This window comes from Streptosporangium sp. NPDC000095, from assembly GCF_042899335.1.
Lineage (GTDB): Bacteria > Actinomycetota > Actinomycetes > Streptosporangiales > Streptosporangiaceae > Streptosporangium.
Map to the genome: position 1 here is coordinate 328,017 of NZ_JBIAZS010000003.1, position 14,977 is coordinate 342,993.

A 14,977-nucleotide genomic window follows, 5' to 3' on the forward strand; every position below is an offset into this window, starting at 1 on the left:
GGGGTGATATTCATGATCGCGATCGTTCCCCTGTCTACCGGTCTACCGGCGTCTCCGGTGCCGTCCTGCCATGCCGCGCTTGACGGCCAGTGTGAACGGTACGACACCGCTCGTCACCAGGCCCAGTGCGAGGAACGCCGCGGGGGCCGTCTCGACCGGCGGCAAAGGCGAGCTGGAGAGGGTGGGAGGCGGCTCGGTGCCCGGTGAGGAGGGGTCCGTCTGGGTGGGAGTGGGCTCCGGGGGCGGTCCCGACGGCGTTCGCGTAGGGGATGTCCGGGTCGGCTGGGCCGTGGGCTGGGTGGGGGCGGTCGTCGGCCGGGTCGGGGTGGCCGACGGCGGCGCGGTGGTGGGCCGGTCCGGGTCGCGGGGGCCGCCGTCCAGGGTGGTGCTCTCCTCCGGGGTGGGCTCCGTGGCCGGCCGCCGCGTCGGGGTCCTCGTCGGCCGGGTGGTGGGCCTCGTGGTGGGCCTCGCCGACGCTGTGGGCGTCGCGGCCGCCGACGTCGCGGTGGGTGCCACGGGCGGAGGACCGGAGGTGGTCGTGGTGCTCGGCGTCGGCGTCGGGGTGGGCGTGCCCGCGGACGGAGAATCCTCCACAGGCTCGTCGAGCTCGTCGGGGTCGTCCTCGGGGGCGAGCGTCTCCAGCGGGTCGGAGGGGGAGGGGCTGTGCGAGGTGACGGCACCCTGCGACTGGATCTCCGTGGGGTCGCCGGAGCCGACCAGCACCGCGGTCAGCCCGCCGATCACCGCGATGCAGCCGACACCGACGAGGATCTTGATGCCCAGCCTGCCGACCGAAGAGGTTCTCGTCCCGTCGAGGTCGCCGCCGTCGAGCTCGGTCATGGCCAGCGAGGTGTCGGCCCCGGGAACGGGCGCCTCCATCGGGAACATCCCGGCGAGCAGTCCGGCGACCGCGGCCAGGCGACGCCGGCCGCGGTCCTGCCAGTCGGGGCCGTAGGCGTCGGCGGCCACCGCTTCGAGTTCGGTGAGGAACGCGCTCGCGGTCGGCGGCCGGTCGGCGGGGTGCTTGGCCAGGCCGCGTTCGACCAGTCCCTGCAGGGCGGAGGGCACCTCCTCGACCGGCGGCGGCATGATCTGGTGCTGGCGGGCCAGCGCGGCGACGTTCGTGGCGCGGAAGGGCCGGGTGCCGGTCAGGCATTCGAAGAACACGACGGTGGCGGCGTAGACGTCGGTGGCGGGTCCGGCGGGCCCGCCCACCCACTGCTCGGGGGCCATGTAGGGCGGCGTGCCCGCCGGGAGGTCGCCGTCGCCGGAACGGACCGCGATGCCGAAGTCGACGAGCTTGCTCCTCCCGTCGGCCTCCACCATCACGTTCTCCGGCTTGAAGTCGCGATGTACCACGCCCGCCGAGTGCGCGGAGGCGAGCCCCAGGAGCGAGCCCTTGAGCACGAGCAGCGCCGCCTCGGGACCGGTCGGCCCCTCGGAGCGCAGCAGCGCGCGCAGGGGGACGCCGTTGATCAGCTCCATGACGATGGCCGCGCCGTCGCCGGTTTCCACGTAGTCGTACAGCCGGACGGAGTGCGGGCTGCTCAGGGCGTTGAGCAGCCTCGCCTCGTGCCGGAAGCGCGCCACGAACCCGACGTCGCTCCTGAGCTCGTCGGACAGATACTTGATCGCGACCATGATGTCGTCGGCGTCGTGCCGAGCCATCACCACACGCCCGGCCGCACCGGCGCCCAACTCGCGGATCTCGGTGTATCCGGGGACTCGCCAGGCCGATGGCGTGCCGTACATAACGGTCTCCTCAGTTGTCTGGGCCCCCACCCATAACAGACGAACCGCAGCTTAGCGATAGATAACGGCATTCCGCTCATTAACCGGGGATCAGTCTCACAGAGTGGAGCTGATCAGTGATTATCCACCGTGGCCGGCCCGGACGGGCGGCTTTCGCGACAGGACCGAAATCCCGATCAATCCTCGGTTTCGGCGCTACGTCGCGGTTCGCCGGCGGCCTCACGACGGCCCGCCGGTGCCCGGCGGCGATGCGGGTGCGGGTGCGGGTGGGAAGGCTTTCGAAGCGCTCCCCGCGGCTAGAGCGGGAGGTTCGCGGCCGGCATCTCCGGCGGGGCGGGCATGGTCCTCGACGCGATGTGCTCGGGCACGGCCAGGTCCGCGGTGAGCGCGGGGTCGGGCTCGGGGGCTCCCCAGGACTGGTGGAGCGGCAGGACCCCGGCCCAGATCGGCAGCTCGTAGTCCTCGTCCTCGTCGACCGGAGGGCCCTGGCGCACCTTCACCGACGCCTCCTCAAGGGACAGGGCGAGCACCATGGTCGCGGCGAGCTCCTTGCGGGTGGGCTTGCGGGCTGCCTCCCACTGGCCGGGGGCGAGCTGCTCGGTGATCGCCCGCAGCGCGGCGAGGTGCTCCTCGGGGTCCTCCACCCGGCGGGCGCGGCCGTAGACCATGGCGCAGCGGTAGTTGACCGAGTGGTTGAAGGACGAGCGGGCGAGCACGATGCCGTCCAGGTGGGTCACCGTGACGCAGACCTCGTCCGCGTCGCGCAGGGAGGTCGCGCCGGTGGAACCGTGCAGGTAGAGGGTGTCGTCTATCCGGCCGTAACCGGTGGGTACGACCATGGGAAAGCCTCGGCTCACGACGCCCAGGTGGCAGACCAGTCCGGCGTCCAGCACCGCGTACAGGTCCTCGCGGGAGGTCCTGGCCTTGTCCTTCGCGCGGTTGAGGGTGGTACGGGGAGTCGTAGAGAGCATGACCCTAACCTAGAAAGAAGTGGATACCGAGAACACGTCCACTCTAATGCTCTTACAGGAGACCACTTTGCCACGCCCTTCCGTCGACCTACCCGTATCGGTGGACCGTGAGGCGGGCACGGCGCTCGCCGTCCAGCTCGGCGACAGCCTCAGGGACGCCATGCGCGGCGGCGCCCTCACCTCGGGGGAGCGCCTGCCCTCCACCCGTGCCCTCGCCCGCCAGCTCGCGGTGAGCCGCACCGTCGTCACCGAGGCATACCAGCAGCTGTACGCGGAGGGCTGGGTCGAGGGACGCCACGGCTCCGGCACCTACGTGGCCGAGATGACGTTTCCCGCCGTGGAGGAGAGGGGGCTGCGGGCCCCCGTCCCCGTGCCGGTCGAAGGGGGCGAGGGCGGGGGGTGGAACGGCTACCGGAGCGAGAGCGGGCAGGGGGTGATCGACCTGCGCCCGGGGCGGCCGTGGGTCCACGACTACGACAGGGCGGCCTGGCGCAGGGCCTGGCGGAGAGCGGCCGACCTGCCGCCGGTGAGCGACCCCGACCCGCGCGGCCTGCCGAGGCTGCGCGCCGCGCTGGCCGAGCATCTCCGCAGGACCAGGGCGATCCCCGTCGGCCCGGAGAACGTGATGGTCACCCGGGGCACCGGCAACGGGCTCGGCCTGGTCGCCGCCACCCTTCTGCGGCCCGGTGACCGGGCGGGCGTGGAGGAGCCGGGCTACCGCGTCGCCAGGAACGTCTTCGCGGGGCGGGGCGCCGAGATCGTGCCCTGCCCGGTCGACGAGGACGGTGTCGTCGTGGACGGGCTCCCCGGCGACCTGCGCGTCCTGCACACCACCCCCGCCCACCAGTACCCCCTCGGCGGGCGCCTGCCCATCCCGCGCAGGGAACGCCTCCTGGCCTGGGCCCGCCGCACCGGCGCGATCGTCGTGGAGGACGACTACGACGCCGAGTTCCGCTACGACGTCGCCCCGCTGCCCGCCCTCTACGGTCTCGACCCCGCGTCGGTGGTGCTGCTGGGCAGCCTGAGCAAGATCCTGACGCCGGACATCGGCGTCGGCTGGCTGGTCGCGCGTCAGAGCCTCGTCGAAGCCTTCGCCGTGACCAGGGACGCCCTCGCCGACCGCACGAGCGGTCCGGCACAGCAGGCGGTGGCGGTGCTCCTGGAGAAGGGGGATCTGGACCGGCACCTGCGCCGGACGCGCCTGGAGTACGCGCGCCGCCGCGCCGTGGTCGTCGAGATCCTCGGTTCCCGGGTCACGGGCGACACCGCGGGCCTGCACGTCATGGTGGAGTTGCCCGAGCACACGGTCGCGCCCCTGGTCGAGGCCGCCCGTGCCCGGGGGGTGCTGCTCGACTCGATGGCCCGCCACTACCACGGGCCGCGGCTGCGGCACGGTCTGGTGATCGGCTACGGCTCCGCGTCGCGGGCCGACGTCAGGCGGGGTGTCTCGGTGGTCGCGGAGCTGATCGGCTGACCGGCCGCCTGCCCTCCGAACGGGTGGGCCGGCAGGCCGTCGGGGGAGGGCGGACGGATCGCGTGACCGGCCGCCCGAACCCGAAGGACGGGTGCCGCCGTGGCATGGGACCGTTCCCAAACCACGGCGGACGGATCACGCCTGTATGGACGTCCGCAGGCGGCCGTACGTCTTGAGCGCGCGGTCGGCGGTGGTGCGCAGCAGCGGGCTCGCCAGGACCGTGCCACGTGCCTTGCGTACCGGGACCCGCAGCATCCAGTGGACCCCGGCGCCGGGGCTCAGCCTGGCGATCCTGCCCTCGGCGACCTCGTACTCGCCGTTCTTGAGCTTCTCCTTGTACTCCTTCTCGCCGCGGCCCATGTCGATGACCTGGATTCCGGCGTCGGCGGCCTTCTCGGCCATGGCGAGGTGGTGGATCAGGCCGGGGGAGTACTTCGCGAAGGCGGTGTCGTAGGCGGGGAACCAGCCCGCGAGGGTCGTGCCGGTGCGCAGCCCGAAGTGCCCGGCGACCGGCCGCCCGTCCGCGTACAGCATGTCGAGGACCCCGCCGAAGTGCTCGGTGTCGGTGGCGAGGAAGCGTTCGACCAGCTCCACGATCCACGGCTTGGCGAACCTGTCGGTGCGGCCGGTGCGGCGGTACTGCTCGGTCTTCCAGCCGAGCAGCGTGCGCAGCGGCGCCAGGTCGGTGGTGGCGTAGTCGTGCCGGAGCGGCCCGACGTCGCGCTGGAGCTTGCGGCTCTTGTACGCCGTCGAGCGGTAGGTCTTGCCGGAGGTGACCTTGATCGTCTCGATGTACGCGTCGTGGCCGTCACGCAGGTCGATGATCGGCGAGGGGTGCCTGCTGTGGCCCGCCTGGAGCAGCGGCTGCCCGGAGACCAGGTGGTCGAACTCGTAGACGGCGAGGCCGCACGCTCTGATCAGCCGCTGCGCGTCGATCTCCACGTCCTTGGCGTGCACCAGTCCCTGCGCGTCGGTCAGGCCCGCGGCGACGGGCATGCCGATACCCATCGGGTGGCGCTCGAAGGGGAAGAATCCCACCGTGTCCGTCCCGTCGTGCAGCACCGCGACCCGGACGCGTTCCTGGAGCGCGCCGACGGTCACGGTGAACTCCGGCGACAGGAACGGGGTGTCGAAGGCGGGGTCGGCGCTCTGAAGGACTCTCCATCGGTCGATGTCGGCCGGTCCGAGATCACGGGGCTGAACAACTGAAACGCGCATGAGCTCCTACTGGGATGTGCGGGGTCCCCTACGTCACCCCGAAGGATGCCGTAAAGCTCAAGCATGCTGGTAGGGACGTAATGTAACGATAAAGGACGGAACTGAGGGCAGGCTGTGTACATCGCAACGTTTCGGAATCTCCTTGGAAGACCCCGGGTGGCGCCGCCGGCCCGAGTGACGTTCTAATTGGTGGCTATGAGCACCCCTGGCATCGACTGGTCACACCTTGTCGGATGGATCGCGGCCAATGTCCCCGGCGTCGGTGAGCCTACCGGGGTCTCCCTGATCGCGGGCGGCAGATCCAACCTGACGTACGTCGTGGAGACCCCCGGGCGCCGCCTGGTGCTGCGCCGCCCGCCGCTGGGGCACGTGCTGCCGACCGCCCACGACATGAGGCGCGAGTGGCGGGTGATCTCGGCACTCGCGCCGACCTCCGTCCCCGTGCCCGAGCCGGTCGCCTTCTGCGAGGACCCGGCGGTGATCGGGGCGCCCTTCTATCTCATGGGACACGTGGACGGCGCGGCCGTGCGCACCCAGGAGGACGCCTGGGCACTCACCCCCGAGCAGACGCGGCGGCTGTCGGAGCGCCTGGCCGAGGTGCTCGCCGCGATCCACGCCGTCGACTACGAGAGGGCGGGGCTGGGGGACTTCGGGCGTCCCGAGGGATACATGGCCCGCCAGCTGGAGCGCTGGGGGCAGCAGTGGGAGCGGTCGAAGACCGCCGAACTGCCCGCGTACGACCGCCTGGTGGCCCGCCTGCGCGAGCGACTGCCGGCGCGGTCCGCCTCGGCGCTCGTGCACGGCGACTACCGGCTCGACAACACGCTCGTGCGGCTGTCCCCGGATCCCGACATCCTCGCCGTCGTCGACTGGGAGATGTCCACGCTCGGCGATCCCCTCGCCGATCTCGGCCTCACCCTCACCTACTGGCAGGACCCCGGTGACGAGGAGCGCGCCTCGGTCCCGGTCGCGGCGGGCGTCACCGTGGCCCCCGGCTTCCTCACCGCCCGCGAGTTCGCCGCCCACTACGCGAAGGTCTCCGGCGCGGACCTGTCCGACCTGGACTTCTACGTGGCCTTCGGCCACTACAAGCTCGCCGTCATCGTGGAGGGCATCCACGCCAGGTTCAAGCAGGGCAAGACCGTCGGCGAGGGCTTCGAGGAGATCGGCGCCGCCGTCCCCACGCTCGTCGAGCGGGCTCTGCGGATCCTGGGAGACTGACCGGCGGCTCACAACGGGCCCGTCTCCTTTGTTCTGAGAGTCCCGGGAGGCTCACCGATCCGGCCCGCTCGCCGGGGATTCGCGGTCGCCGGGTCCGGCGACGGCCCGCCGGCTGGAGAGCGGGCGGGAACTACGGTAGAAGTTTCAAGCGTTGTGCAAGCCACCCTGGATACGCTGGCGGCATGGCCGGTAACGCTTGCCTGTGAACCATGTCGAGGCACCGTCACGGTCCGCTGCCGCTGTGGAACGCTACATTCGTTGACCTGCGAGGATTGAGGAATTCGGTGATACCGACTAACGGACGGCACCAGCGACGGCGCCCGGCCTGGCCGGTCGCACTGGGAGCCATGGTCGTGACGGTGGTGCTCGTGGTCGGCATCATCGCCTACGCCGCGAAGCCGGACGTTCCCCGCGGACAGGCCATGACCGCGGCTCCGACGGAGCCGGCACCCGTGCTGGAGGCGCCCCCCTCCCTCGAGGAATGGCCGCGCTGGGGCATCACCCACACGGAGTTCAGCGCCGACAACGAGGGCAGCGATGTCACCGAGGCCGCCTCCCACATGCTGAGCCGGGTCCCGATGCTGCAGAACCAGCACATCATGGGCTGGGGCGCGGGCAATCCCGAGCCGGCGCCGGGTAAGAACGACTTCCGCGACCTCGACCGCAGGGTGAGACTCATGGCCGGCTCCGAGGCCGTCCCGATCATCACGCTGTGCTGCGCGCCCGACTGGATGAAGGGCGGCAGCTCCGGCAGGACCGACTGGACGCAGCTGGAGACCGCACCCCGGCGCGAGCACTTCGACGACTACGCCAAGCTCGCCGTGACCGTCGCCAAGCGCTACCCCACCGTCAAGCACTTCATGGTCTGGAACGAGCTGAAGGGATTCTGGAACACCCCCCAGAACCGCTGGGACATCGAGGGCTACACCGAGCTGTACAACAAGGTCTACGCCGCGCTGAAGGCCGTCGACAAGGACATCAAGGTCGGCGGCCCCTACGTCTCCGTCGGCAGCACCACCGTCCCCGAGCGGGGCGCGGAGATCCAGGGGCCGTGGGGGAGCATCGTCCAGCGCGACCTGGAGGCGGTCCGCTACTGGATCGAGAACAAGGACGGCGCCGACTTCATCGTCGTCGACGGAGCCTCGGTCACGAAGGAGGCCGGGGCCTTCCCCGACGAGTTCACCGCCCTGGGCAAGTTCGGCGCCCTCACCAGGTGGCTCCAGGAGAAGAGCAGAAACCTGCCGGTCTGGTGGGCCGAATGGTACGTCGAACCCAACAACAGCGACTGGGAGGAGGATCGCCGCATCGCCGTCCACACGGCCGCGATGATGGAGTTCGCCACCAGCGGCGTCACCACCTCGCTCTTCTGGAACCCTCAGCGCAAGTCCATCGACGCGAACCAGGCGTGCCCCGGCTGCCTGTGGCATCCGACCACCGGCGTCGAGATGCCCATGGCGGGCATCATGAGCGGCTTCACCAAGTGGTTCCCCCTCGGGGTCACGCTGGAGACGGTCACCTCCTCCAACACGCAGGTGCGGGTCCTGGCCCAGGAGCGCCAGCTCGTGATGGTCAACACCACCAACGCGCCCGCCACCACCGTCGTGGACGGCAAGGAGTTCCAGCTCAGGCCGTACGAGGTCAGATGGAGCGACCGCACCGGAGCCTAGGCGGCGCCCGCGGAGGCGGAGGGGGAGGGCCTGCGCCAGTTGGTGAACCAGCGCAGCACCCACTCCACGGGCCCGTAGCGGTGGCGACGCAGCCACCACAGGCTCCAGAGAGACTGCGCCGCGAAGATGCCGACGCCGATCGACACGACGTGAAACGGGCTGAGCCGGTCGACCAGGCTCAGCCCGTAGCCGGTGAAGATGAGTGAGCTGATCAGCGACTGCGCCAGATAGTTCGTGAGCGCCAGCCTGCCGGGCGCCGCGAGCGCCCCCGCCAGGCGCGGCATCGCCGGGAGCAGGCGCAGCAGGGTCGCGGCGTAGGCGGCGGCGAGCAGCGGCGCGGTGAGCAGGTTCACCGCCTGGCCGACCATGTGGTACGCGTGCCCGCCGCCCGACCAGGTCGAGTGCGCGTAGACCAGCGCCCCGGCGAGCCCGACGGTGAACCCCGCCCACTGCATCCGCCGCAGCGTGGCCGTGTGCCCGGAGAGGTCGGTCAGCAGCCGCAGCTTGCCCACGGCCAGCCCGACCAGGCAGGCGGCGAGCACCGTGGGCCCCTGGAAGGAGACCCGCAGCACGAAGATCTTGGCGAGCCTGTGCAGGTGCTCATTGATGATCATGGAGGCGGAGCCGTGCAGCGCCTCGTCGGACAGGGCGGCCTGCGCCGCGTTCTCCGACATGGCCTGAGAGGCGTCCGTGCCCAGTGTCGCGAGCGCCGCCAGCAGCAACATCCCCGCGGCCAGCGCCACCGTGAGCGCGAGCGCGATGATCAGCGCGGTGCGCGGGGCGATCCGCCGCATCGCCAGCAGGACCAGCCCCACGACCGCGTACGTCGTCAGGATGTCACCGGGGAACAGGAGGACCGCGTGGGCCAGTCCGAGCAGGAACAACCCTCCCAGGCGGCGCAGGAACCGGGGGGCGAACCTCGTCGCCGACCTGTGGGCCGAGTCGATCTGCAGGGTGAAGCTGTAGCCGAACAGGAAGGCGAACAGCATGTAGAACTTGTTCTCGAAGAGGATCGAGACGAACCAGCGCACCTCCCAGTCGAGCGGTGCGGAGAACGTCGGCGTCGCCAGCCCGGCCATCCGGTACCCCGAGGCGAGGTAGGTGATGTTGACCACCACGATGCCGAGCAGCGCGAAGCCGCGTAACGCGTCGACCGCCGCGATCCTCGGCGCCGTGGCCTCGGCGGACGTACCTGCCCGGCCCCGGGGCTCCCCTGCGAGCATCTGACCGTCCTTCGAGCAGCGCCGGGACGTGCGTCCCGGCGAACGATGCTCAGTATGGTGCGGTTCGACCGCCCACAATGAGACTTTGTTCCTTATTGAAGCTGGTAGCCGATGACGATGAACCGCTCCGCGATCACGGCCAGGGCCAGCACGAACGCGGGCACCGCGACGAACAGGATGCGCCTTCTTCTCCGGGTCGCCTGGTCGCGGCCGCGCAGGCAGGTCACCTCGTAGGCGAACAGCGCGATCCAGGTCACGGCCAGCGCGGCCAGGCCGACCGGCGTCCACGGCGACGTCGGGTCACTGCCGTTCAGCTGCACCCCCGGCTCGGGGATCTCGGCCCCCTCGGGATAGGAACTCAGTGTGTAGACGGCCGCGTCCTCGCCGTTGAAGACCCGTTTGAGCTCCTTGTTGGCGTCGAGCGCGGCGCGGAACCGCTGCGCCCAGTCGTGGGGGAAGCCGTGGTTGAGCTGCAGGTATCCGGCCTGCCCACGGGTGGCCACCAGATAGGTGTTGGGCGGCGAGACCCGGAGCTTGTCGATCACCGAGGAGAGCTGGGCCGGATCCTTGTCCACCAGCACCTGCTGGTAGGAGATCTTGTCGAAGTCGCGCTCGCCCCACGGGATGCTCGGCGTCACCTCCTGGCCCAGCACCGGGACCAGGTAGAGGACGCGGGCGCTCGGCTCGTCGTTGTCGTAGATGTAGTGCATCGCCGCGACCTCGCTGGCGGAGACCCGTTCGAACTGCTCGTTGCCGTAGCGCGCGACCAGGAAGACCATCGCCAGCATCATGGCGCACCCGGCGGCGAGCAGCAGCGAGATCCGCCGCGTCAGCTCGGGGTTGAACCGGATGTTGCGCCTGCGGATCGGCACCGTCTCCTCCGGCGCGTCCTCGGTGCCCGCGGGGAGGTTCGGGAAGAACGCGTACGCGGCCAGGATGCAGGCGCCGGGCAGCGCGAACAGGTAGATGCGCAGGCCGATCTCGCCGCCGTAGTTCTGCAGGCCGAGGGCGAGTACGGGGACGCACAGCAGCAGCAGGGCCGCGCGGTCGCCGACGCCGCGCCGCAGACGGCGGAACAGGCCGGCCGCGGCGAGCGTCAGGATGACGCCGCAGATGCCCAGGCGGGCCATGAGGACGAGCGCGTGCTTGGGATCGCTGCCGTCGATCCGGTCGCCGGTGTTGCTCTGCAGGTTCTCCAGGATCCGGCCCAGACCGCCGAAGAGCTGGTCGATGTGCCCGCTCCAGAAGGTGACCGTCTGGTAGCTGATCCAGGCCAGCACCATCAGGCCCAGGAAGAAGGGCAGCCCCCAGCTGAGCGAGGAGCGTCGGAGCAGGATCAGGCCCGTCAGCGCGCCGAGCATCATGAACGGCGTGATCTGGTGCGAGGCGGTCGCCGTCGAGAACAGGCCGATCAGCACGATCAGCATGATGGCCCGGTCGTAGACGCCGGTGGAATGGGGCAGTTCACCCGGCGTCAGCCCGTCCAGGCGGGCGAGCAACCGCCGGACGGGCCCCTTGGCGGGCATCGGTTTGACGCGGGGCTCCACCTTGCCGAACCAGCGCAGCACGATCGCGACGAAGGCCAGGTAGATCGCGTACGTGAAGCCCTGGGACGAGAAGTAGTCCTGGCCGATCCACTGCACGATGACGAACAGCAGCGCGGCGAACCAGCGGGCCCTGGTCGTGGCGACGACCTGGCGCAGGATCAGCACGAACGGCAGGAGATACAGCAGGTTCGACAGCAGCGGCGTCCACCGCATGATCGTCGTCAGGTCGGTGACCCCGGCGGCCTTGGTGACGAACGCCACCAGCGCGAAGAACCCCGGCCACGCCAGACGGGCGTCGAGGATGGCGGAGGCCTCACCGGTGCGGTTGATGTACTCCACGAAGCCCGCGTGGACGTAGGCCGTGTGGAACCTCGCCTCGTCCTCGATCAGGGCCGCGGCCCCGTGCAGGGCGAAGGTGATCGCCGCGATCTGGAAGAGCAGCAGGAACTTGCGGTCGGTGTTCTGCGCGATCGTGACGAAGAACGCGACGAGCATCAGCAGGATCGCGGCGAACGCGGTGGACGGCATGGCGGAGATCAGGCCCACGCCGTCGATGTCGTTCAGGTCGACGCCCCGCAGCGGGCCCGGCGACACGCGCAGGGCCAGCACGTACATGACCAGGCCCTCGACGGTGAGCAGCGGAGGCAGCCACACCATGGCCGACCGCATCAGGGTCTGCAGGCGCGTGGGCCTGCCAGCGGGGCCGGGAGTGGGGTCGGGAGTGGGTCCGGCGGGCGTCGTGACCGGCGGTTCGACGGTGTCCACCGCGGCCGGGGGCATCGCGCTCGTCGCCGGTGCCGCCTTCCCCGTGAGCCTCCCGGCGCTCTTTCCCGCTCCCGAGCCGGTCTCCGAGCCCCTCTGCGTGTCCTGTGAGGCCCGATGGGCCGCCGGGGTCTCCGTGACATCGGAGAAGGACTCGGAAGCTTCCAGGGGGACCCCAGGGGCTCCGGTGGACCTCTCTCGAGACTCCACGCCCGCAGGCCGGTCGAGTCCCGAAGGTCCGGAGGACACAGGGCGCACCGGGGGCGCAGAGGGCGTAGAGGGCGCGGTGGACGGTGGGGACGCTGTCAGGTCGGGCAGGCGGAACTCCGCCGTGTTGTCGGCCCCGTCCTCGTCCTCGGCGTTCTCAGTGTCCTTACCGTCCTCGGCGTTCTCAGTGTCCTTACCGTCCTCGGCATCCCCGGTGTCCTTGGCCTGCCAGGCGTTCTCGCGGCGCGCGGGCGGGGCCTCTGTCGTCTCGGAGCGGGTAACGCTCGCGGAGGGCGGGGACGATGGGCTGAGGGGCAGCCGGATGACGGCGGTCACCTCGGGATCGTCACCGTAGGCGCTCTCCTCGGGAGAGTCTTTCGCGCCTTTCGCGTTTTTCGTGCCGGTATCGGGGGCCGGCGACAGGTCATCGGCGGCGTCGTCGTCAACGTCAACGTCAGGATCGGCGTCCTCGGCGGAATCCGGCGGCGTGCCGTCATCGGCCGTCTCGTCGTCCGCCGTCCCGTCGCGAGGGGCGCCCGCAGGGGTCTTCTCCTCGGACGTCCGCCCGTCGGGAGTCTCCCCGTACGGGCTCCTGCCGTGGGGGCTCCCGGCGCCGGATGCCTCCCCGTACGGGCTTCTGCCGTACGGGGCTCCGGTCCCGGCCGTCTCGTCGTCGGGAGTCTCGCCGTGCGGACCCCCGGCGCCGGAGGTCTGATCGCCCGGAGCCTCGTCGTCGGGGACCTCGCCGCCCGGGATCTCGTCGGGAGCCTCGTCGCCGGGCGCTCCGAAGGGCGCCGTGCCGGCGGGCTCGCCGTCGGCCCCGGCCTGGGGCTCGTCCGAAGGCGCGGGGTGAGTGGGATCGATCTTCCCGACCTCGGCGGTTTCCGCCGCCCCCGTCGTCGTCACGTCATTACCTGCCCGTTGCCTCACGTCTAACATCATGGCGGCTACGCGGACCAGGCTGTGACGGGTCACTACGGATATCCGTCATGTCCGGACGCTTCGCGTAGATCAGTTAAAAGCGGTATCGCGGCTGTACTCCGGCCAAATGGCCCTCTCCTGGCGTCCCCGATCCCCCTGGGGGCGGGGAAGCCAGGCAGCGGAGACCGTCGAGCTCGCCGGGGCGGCCACCGGTGCGCGACCCGCTTCGCGGATCGCGCTCTTTCCGTGGCGTACCCGGCCGTTCACACCTGGCCGCGCACCTTGCGCAGACCGTATCTCGTGCGCCTGACGACGGCGTACCCCTTCGTCAGCATCCGTTCCCGCATGTAGATGAGCGGGACCTGGTTCCCCTCGACCGCCCGGGTGAACATTCCCATCGAGGTGCCCTCGGCGACGGTGAGGCGCGGCAGTGCGAGCACGTCGTGCCGGTCGGCGGCGATGGCGTTGTTCACCGCGCAGGCGGCCCAGTATCCGGCCTTCCTCACCTCGCGCCGCACCCGCACGTTGGAGTAGCCGTACGGGTAGGCCATCGTCGAGACCAGCGAGCCGATCTTGTCTTCAAGGAGGGCCTTGTTGCGCCGCAGCTCCTGGCGGAGCTCGTCTTCGGGCAGCTGGTCGAGCTGGGGGTGGCTGTGGCTGTGGCCGCCGATCTCGATGCCGCAGGAGGCGGCCTCGCGGGCCTGGCTCCACGAGAGCATCGTGTCCAGGGGCCTGCCCGCCGCGTCCTTGCCCGCGTCCCTCACCCACCCGCTGGTCAGGAAGACCGTCGCGGGGAAGTCGTAGCGTTCGAGCAGGGGCAGCGCCTCGCTGTGGAAGTCGGCGTACCCGTCGTCGAAGGTCACCACGACCGGACGCTCGGGGATGGAGCGGCCGTTGTTGTTGTGCAGCGAGGCGACCAGGTCGGCCACCGTGAGCGGCGTGAAGCCGTTCTCCTTCAAATAGGCGAGGTGCTCGGCGAAGGCCGAGGGACGCACCGCGAGCGGCTTCGTCTCGGCGTTGGGCCGGTCGGAGACCGAGTGGTACATCAGGATCGGTACGCGGATCATGCCGCACGCACCCGCTTCAGCTTCAGCCGAAGGGAACCGACGATGTAACCCCAGGTCGTCCAGGCCAGACCGACGACGATCGCCCCGGCCCTGCCGAGGCCGCCCAGGTCGCCTCGCAGCGCCTCACCGACTCCGCGCAGCGCGCCCATCGGCAGAGCCTTCAGCGCGTGGGCCCGCTCGCTCGACAATCCGTCGCCCGCGCCCACGCTCTGGGCGACCAGCGCCTTGGACAGCCCCTCGGCGAAACAGCGTGAACGGAAGTAGGCGAACGTCGAACGTACCGGCGGGACCTTGTGACCGATCACCGCCGCGGGCTCGAACAGCATTCCCGACCCCGGCATCCGCTGCGAGAGCCGGATGCAGAACTCGGTCTCCTCACAGCCCAGCGGGCGGGGCTTGCGCCCCTGCACGCTGCGCCCGATGCCGGTGTGGAACCCGCCGACACCGCCGATGACCTCCCTGCGGAAGGCCGCGTTACCACCCATGACGTTGCGGATCCGCGCCCGTTGCGTGGGCATGCCGAGATAGCTGCACCCCACGGTCCAGTCGAACTCGTGGGGATACCAGCCGGGCCGGTGCCCGATGCCCCACAGCGGCCTGGTCAGCCCGCCCACCCCCACGATGGTCGGGTCCTGGAAGCCCTCCTCCAGTGCTTCCAGCCAGCCAGGCTCCGCGACGGCGTCGTCGTCGAGATAGGCCACGATGTCGCCGGAGGCGGTCGCCGCACCGGTGTTCTTGCCACCGGAGAGCCCCTTCTCCTGAGCGTTCTCCACCACGATCGCGCCGGGATACTCCTTTTTGAGCCTCAGGTGGAGATCCGGGTTGTAGTCGACGACCAGGATGATCTCGTGTGGCGCGCGCGTCTGGTTCTGGACCGACTCGACGGCTGCTCGGATGTCCTCCCAGCGGTCCTCGGTGTAAACGCAGATGACGACACTGCTTCTCAT

At 70.5% G+C, this 14,977-nt stretch carries 10 protein-coding genes; 3 read left to right on the forward strand and 7 right to left on the reverse strand.

The annotated features are described in order from the left end of the window. Positions 1–42: 42 nt before the first annotated feature. Positions 43–1,752, reverse strand: coding sequence for a serine/threonine-protein kinase (locus ACFY3V_RS09805; RefSeq protein WP_389771846.1), 1,710 nt, complete (start codon positions 1,750–1,752; stop codon positions 43–45). Positions 1,753–2,048: 296 nt separating this feature from the next. Further along, a complete protein-coding gene (locus ACFY3V_RS09810; RefSeq protein ID WP_350945251.1) occupies positions 2,049–2,723 on the reverse strand; it encodes a pyridoxamine 5'-phosphate oxidase family protein in 675 nt (224 codons plus the stop codon). A gap of 67 nt (positions 2,724–2,790) precedes the next feature. Between ACFY3V_RS09810 and ACFY3V_RS09815 the strand changes: the two genes are divergently transcribed. Next, positions 2,791–4,197, forward strand: a complete 1,407-nt coding sequence (locus tag ACFY3V_RS09815) for a PLP-dependent aminotransferase family protein (protein ID WP_350945252.1) — start codon at positions 2,791–2,793, stop codon at positions 4,195–4,197. A 135-nt stretch (positions 4,198–4,332) separates the two neighbouring features. Here the strand turns inward: ACFY3V_RS09815 and ACFY3V_RS09820 are convergent, their stop codons facing one another. After that, entirely contained in the window at positions 4,333–5,415 is a 1,083-nt protein-coding gene (locus tag ACFY3V_RS09820) for a GNAT family N-acetyltransferase (protein ID WP_350945253.1), read from the reverse strand. A 195-nt stretch (positions 5,416–5,610) separates the two neighbouring features. Here ACFY3V_RS09820 and ACFY3V_RS09825 point away from each other — a divergent pair, with 195 nt between their 5' ends. Both ACFY3V_RS09825 and ACFY3V_RS09830 read left to right on the forward strand, forming a co-directional pair. Continuing rightward, on the forward strand, positions 5,611–6,636 hold the full coding sequence (locus ACFY3V_RS09825) for a phosphotransferase family protein (protein WP_350945254.1): 1,026 nt from the start codon (positions 5,611–5,613) through the stop codon (positions 6,634–6,636). A gap of 284 nt (positions 6,637–6,920) precedes the next feature. Further along, positions 6,921–8,303 carry a xylan 1,4-beta-xylosidase gene (locus ACFY3V_RS09830; protein ID WP_389771851.1) on the forward strand — a complete coding sequence of 461 codons (1,383 nt, stop codon included), beginning with the start codon at positions 6,921–6,923 and terminating at the stop codon, positions 8,301–8,303. Here ACFY3V_RS09830 and ACFY3V_RS09835 read toward each other — a convergent pair. From ACFY3V_RS09835 to ACFY3V_RS09850, 4 genes are all read right to left on the reverse strand, one after another. Then, positions 8,300–9,526, reverse strand: coding sequence for a DUF418 domain-containing protein (locus ACFY3V_RS09835; RefSeq protein ID WP_362899763.1), 1,227 nt, complete (start codon positions 9,524–9,526; stop codon positions 8,300–8,302). The two genes, ACFY3V_RS09830 and ACFY3V_RS09835, sit on opposite strands and share 4 nt — an antisense overlap. A 92-nt stretch (positions 9,527–9,618) precedes the next feature. Next, positions 9,619–12,948 carry a hypothetical protein gene (locus ACFY3V_RS09840; protein ID WP_389771856.1) on the reverse strand — a complete coding sequence of 1,110 codons (3,330 nt, stop codon included), beginning with the start codon at positions 12,946–12,948 and terminating at the stop codon, positions 9,619–9,621. A gap of 278 nt (positions 12,949–13,226) precedes the next feature. Then, on the reverse strand, positions 13,227–14,030 hold the full coding sequence (locus ACFY3V_RS09845) for a polysaccharide deacetylase family protein (RefSeq protein ID WP_362899767.1): 804 nt from the start codon (positions 14,028–14,030) through the stop codon (positions 13,227–13,229). Next, complete coding sequence (locus ACFY3V_RS09850) at positions 14,027–14,977, reverse strand: glycosyltransferase family 2 protein (RefSeq protein ID WP_389771860.1); 951 nt, start codon at positions 14,975–14,977, stop codon at positions 14,027–14,029. The genes ACFY3V_RS09845 and ACFY3V_RS09850 overlap by 4 nt, the downstream gene beginning before the upstream one ends.